This is a genomic window from Nonomuraea sp. MG754425, assembly GCF_021699195.1.
Classification (GTDB): Bacteria; Actinomycetota; Actinomycetes; order Streptosporangiales; family Streptosporangiaceae; genus Nonomuraea.
The window spans coordinates 1-1,316 of the sequence record NZ_SSXE01000423.1 but is presented as its reverse complement, the minus strand read 5'-3'; the positions used below and the strand labels follow the sequence as shown (position 1 = coordinate 1,316).

2 protein-coding genes are annotated in these 1,316 nt (G+C 75.8%); one reads left to right on the top strand and one right to left on the bottom strand.

Translation table 11 applies throughout. From position 1 onward, the window contains the following. Nucleotides 1-187 precede the first annotated feature (187 nt). On the bottom strand, nucleotides 188-652 hold the full coding sequence (locus tag FAF44_RS53230; RefSeq protein ID WP_237111125.1) for a helix-turn-helix transcriptional regulator: 465 nt from the start codon (nucleotides 650-652) through the stop codon (nucleotides 188-190). A 78-nt stretch (nucleotides 653-730) separates the two neighbouring features. On the opposite strand from FAF44_RS53230, the gene FAF44_RS53225 reads away from it, so the two are divergent. Further along, the coding region (locus tag FAF44_RS53225) for an MFS transporter (RefSeq protein ID WP_237111124.1) at nucleotides 731-1,316 on the top strand (586 nt) is incomplete at its 3' end.

Genomic DNA, 1,316 nt, shown 5'->3' with positions numbered 1-1,316 from the left:
CCCCCTGACCAGGGGCCCGGCCCATGACCAGGGGGCGCGCACCGCAACCGCCCAACGCGCCCGGCGCGCCCCGACCGGCCGGTGCGCGTCCGGTCACCAGGGCGCTCGCGGCGGCGGGCGGTCCGCTGTCGGCCACGGCTGTCGCGAGCGTGCCGGCCCCGGCAGGCGTCCCACGGCCACGGCAGTCTCACCTGTCGGATCGGTGGCCGAGGATCAGGGTCAGCGCGTCCAGGAGGCGGGCCCAGTCCTCCTCCTCCCAGTGCTCCTCGGCGAGACCGGGCCGGAGCGGGACGGCCACGGCCGCGAGCGCGCCCGCGAGCATGGCGCGTACTCCGGCGTCGTCCTCGCCGCGCAGCTCAGCCAGCCGCCCGGCCGTGCGCCGGAACCGCCGGCCGCGCGTGAACTCCACCAGCGACGGCGGGGGCGCCGGGCGCTCCGGCTCCGCGCCGGGGTCGGCGAGCGCGATCACGAGCCGGGTGCCGAGCGCCTCGGCGAGCCGGTCGAGGGCGGCGACGGTGGGGTTGCCCCGCCCGTTCTCGAGGTTGGCGACGTACGGCACAGACAGCGCGGCGTCGGCAGCCACCGAGGCCACGGTGCGGCCGAGTGCCGCGCGGCGGGCGCGCAGCCGCCGGCCGAGTTCCACAACATCCACCGGCCTATCTTGACAGAATAATCGGCACCATGTTCTCTCTTGTGAGAATAATTCCGCAGGGAGAAGGGAGGTGTCGAGATGTCGCGCGCTCCGCATGCCCTGCGCATCCGCGACTACCGGCGGCTGTGGGCGGCCGGGGGATTCTCGGGGCTCGGCGCCGGCATGCTGGTCGTCGCCATCCCCGCCCACGTCTACGCCGTCACCGGCTCGGTGCTGGCCACCGGGGTCACGCTCGCCGTCGAGCACCTGCCGGCGCTGCTGCTGGGTCCGGTCTCCGGCGTGCTGGCCGACCGGTGGGACCGCCGCCGTCTGATGATCGCGACCGATCTGGTGCTCGTGTCGGCGATCTCCGTCGTGCTGCTCGCCAGGACGCCCGAGACGATCTGGCTCGTCTACGTGGCCGCCCTGGGGCAGGGGGTGGCGGCGGTGCTCTTCCGTCCCGCCGCCCGCGTGCACATCCCCGCCGTCGTCGGCACCGGCCCGGCGCTCACCAGCGCGAACGCCGTCAGCGCCGTCACCACCGGCGTGGTGGGGCTGGCCGGGCCGCCGCTCGGCGGGCTGCTGTTCGCGACGTACGGCATCGAGGCGGTCATCGGCGCGGCGGCGGCGAGCGGCCTGCTGTCAGCCACGGCCATCGCAACCACCGCCCCCCGCCCACACACCC